4 protein-coding genes are annotated in these 2,944 nt (G+C 61.8%); 3 read left to right on the top strand and 1 reads right to left on the bottom strand.

Features of this window, described 5'->3' with window-relative positions:
* The first annotated feature begins 215 nt into the window (after nt 1-215).
* The gene (locus tag EN935_RS29235; protein ID WP_109672904.1) at nt 216-431 is read left to right on the top strand and encodes a DUF1858 domain-containing protein; all 216 of its coding nucleotides are present in this window, start codon (nt 216-218) and stop codon (nt 429-431) included.
* Between the two features lie 3 nt (nt 432-434).
* On the opposite strand, the gene EN935_RS29230 is transcribed toward EN935_RS29235, so the two are convergent.
* Nucleotides 435-1,136 carry a Crp/Fnr family transcriptional regulator gene (locus EN935_RS29230; RefSeq protein WP_109672886.1) on the bottom strand — a complete coding sequence of 234 codons (702 nt, stop codon included), beginning with the start codon at nt 1,134-1,136 and terminating at the stop codon, nt 435-437.
* Nucleotides 1,137-1,287: 151 nt separating this feature from the next.
* On the opposite strand from EN935_RS29230, the gene EN935_RS29225 reads away from it, so the two are divergent.
* Together EN935_RS29225 and EN935_RS29220 are read left to right on the top strand one after the other, a co-directional pair.
* Nucleotides 1,288-1,725 (top strand): pseudoazurin, encoded by a 438-nt coding sequence (locus EN935_RS29225; protein WP_109672888.1) that lies wholly within the window; start codon nt 1,288-1,290, stop codon nt 1,723-1,725.
* A gap of 98 nt (nt 1,726-1,823) precedes the next feature.
* On the top strand, nt 1,824-2,944 hold a 1,121-nt coding region (locus EN935_RS29220; protein WP_127373891.1), incomplete at its 3' end, for an NnrS family protein.

The following is a 2,944-nucleotide window of genomic DNA, read 5'->3' as shown; positions in this document are numbered from 1 at the left end:
CATCGGCGATCGACGCAGACGGATCTATTGCAACGACCGGCGTGGTCATTATGGTTTTGGCTTGCATGCCAGCCTCCTCAGACACTTTATCCTTTGCTTATCGAGGTCACGCGTGCCGTGTCTTGATCTGAATCATTTTCAGATTGCGAAACTGCAACGAAGGCGGCCCGAAGGCGATTTATGAAGAGGGCCTCGCAAAACGCGGAGACCTCATCGTGAAACAGCGCAGTTCGATCGACCCGGACATGGTCGTTGACGAAATCATGACGAAATGGCCGACAACGGTGGCTGTGGTGCTGAGATACAAGATGCTCTGCGTCGGGTGTCCGATCGGCACATTCCATACCGTGGCCGAAGCATGCCGGGAACATCGGATCGATGAGGGCGACTTTCTTGTCGAACTCGAAGCGGCCGTTCGAGGAAAACGGTGACGGTCAGCCCTTGTCCCGGTTCTCGGCCAGAACCACAAGGCGATGCGCATCCTTGACCGTGACCTTCTGGCGCCCGCTGACGATGATCCCTTTCTCCTCCCACTTGCTCAGCAGCCGGCTGACCGTGTGAAGCGTCGTCCCCGTCATCTCGGCAATGTCCTGCCTCGAGATCGGGAAGTCGATTTCGATGCCGCTATCGGTCTTTCGGCCGGTCTGGTTTGCCAATCGCAGCAGCGCATGCGCAACCCGCTGCTCCACCTGTTCCGTCGACATCTCCACTACCCGCGTCTGCGTCTCCTGCAGCCTGCTTCCAACCGTCCTGTAGGTGGCCGCCCCAAACACGGGGAAGCGTCTCGCCAGATCGGGCCACAGAGCGTTTGGCCAGGCCAGCACCACGCAGTCTACCGCCGCGACCGCGCTGGCTGGGTAGGTCGTCCGGCCAAGTGCCGCGGCGACGCCAAAGATCTCGCCTTCGCTGATGTATCTGGCGATGACCTGTTGTCCGTCCGGCGTGGTGCGAACGACACGGATGTGCCCGGCGATCAGCACGAAGAAGGAATGAGCCTCGGCTTCCTGCGCGAAGATCGCCGTCTCCTTGGCATAGCGAGACGACCGCGCATCTCGCAGGATCTCGCTCTGCTCGTCGGGCGTCAGACCCTGGAAGAGCGGCAGTCGCGAAATCAGCGATCGGTCCAGCGCAGCCAAGCGGATTCCTCACGGCCTTAGGGTTCCGCATTAGTCGTGCGGGAGACCTTTCTTATCTTGAGTTTGCGCCAGCGCAAATTGTCCCCGACCGCATCAGGCTAAATGGCATGGAACGGCGCAATGCCGCGAAGACGAAACAAAGGACAAATTGATGAAACTCTCCATCCTCGCCGCCGCAGTCTCCATCCTGGCGCTCGCCAGCGGCGCAAGCGCCGAAGAGCATGTGGTGCAAATGCTCAACAAGGGCGAAAAGGGCGCCATGGTTTTCCAGCCAGCCTTCGTCAAGGCAGCCCCCGGCGACACCGTCAAGTTCGTGCCGACCGACAAGACGCATGATGCCGAGTCTATCAAGGGTATGCTTCCGGATGGCGCTGAGCCTTTCAAGGGAAAGCCCAGCGAGGAAATCACCGTTACGCTGACAAAGGAGGGCGTCTACGGCGTCAAATGCGCCCCCCACTACGGCATGGGCATGGTCGCCCTGATCGTTGTCGGCAAGCCGGTCAATCTCGATGCCGCCAAGGCGGTCAAGCACCCTGGGAAGGCAAAGACGGTGTTTGCCGACCTGTTCACCCAGGTTCCGGCCAACTGACCAGCATACAGCCTGCCTGCCATAAGTGGGGCGGGCACGGGCCGGACGGACCGAGGGCGGCGGTTCATCCGGCCCTGTTCATTTTGGAGACGCTAATCATGGGGATTCCACGCCTGAGGGCCTACACAGGGCCCGCGTTTCTTTCCTACGGATTCAGGCCTTTCTTCCTCCTCGGGTCGCTGTATGCCGCGCTCTCCGTTCTGCTTTGGCTGCCGATGTATGCCGGCGAACTCGATGCCCACAGTGCGTTCGTTGCCGTCGACTGGCATATTCACGAGATGCTGTTCGGCTACCTGCCAGCTATCGTTACCGGGTTCCTGCTGACCGCCATCCCGAACTGGACCGGCCGGCTGCCCGTGCAAGGCCTGCCGCTGTTGGCGCTGGTGGTCCTGTGGCTTGCCGGCCGTGTCGCTGTCTTCTTCTCGGCAGATATCGGCTGGGAAGCAGCCGCCGTGATCGATGGCTCATTTCTGCTTACGGTCGCCGCTGCGGCGGCACGTGAAATCGTCGTCGGACGCAACTGGCGCAATCTCAAGGTGCTGCTGCCGCTTGCCGTCCTGGCGTGCGCCAACGGCGCGTTCCATATCGAGGCGCACAGCCAAGGCATATCGGACATCAGCCGCAGGCTCGGTACGGCTGCAGCGATCGTGCTCATCTCGCTGATCGGTGGGCGTATCATTCCAAGCTTCACGCGCAACTGGCTCGTCCGCGAAAACCCTGGCAGGCTGCCTGCGCCGTTCGGCCGTTTTGACATCGCATCGATAGCCATCTCAGCCATCGCGCTGGGAGCATGGACGTTCGCTCCTGACAACCGCGCCTCAGGAATGCTTATGGCCGTCGCTGCAATCTGCCAGGCGTGGCGTCTGTCGCGCTGGGCTGGCGAACGCACATTGCGAGATCCGCTCGTGCTCATCCTCCATCTTGCATATGCCTTCGTGCCGGTCGGCCTCGCCCTTGTCTCGGTTTCGATCTTCTTTCCTGCCGCCGTGCCGGCTGCTGCTGGGCTCCACGCGCTCGGAACGGGCGCGGTCGGCGCCATGACGCTCGCCGTGATGACCCGCGCAACGCTCGGGCACACCGGACGAGCGCTCAAGGCTGGGAACGGCGCCTCGTTCATCTTCGTGGCCGTCCTGCTCGCGGGAACATTGAGAATCCTGGCCGCCTTCGTCCCCTCAGAGGCGGTGATCGATACGGCCGGCGCCGCATTGGTAGCGGCCTT

The organism is Mesorhizobium sp. M7D.F.Ca.US.004.03.1.1 (assembly GCF_003998635.1).
In the GTDB taxonomy this organism is placed as follows: Bacteria; Pseudomonadota; Alphaproteobacteria; order Rhizobiales; family Rhizobiaceae; genus Mesorhizobium; species Mesorhizobium loti.
This window is presented reverse-complemented; position numbering and strand designations above follow the sequence as displayed.

Bases quoted from the DNA above. Each gene is read 5' to 3' on its own strand.
- EN935_RS29225 (WP_109672888.1), top strand. From the start codon at position 1,288: ATGAAACTCTCCATCCTCGCCGCCGCAGTCTCCATCCTGGCGCTCGCC.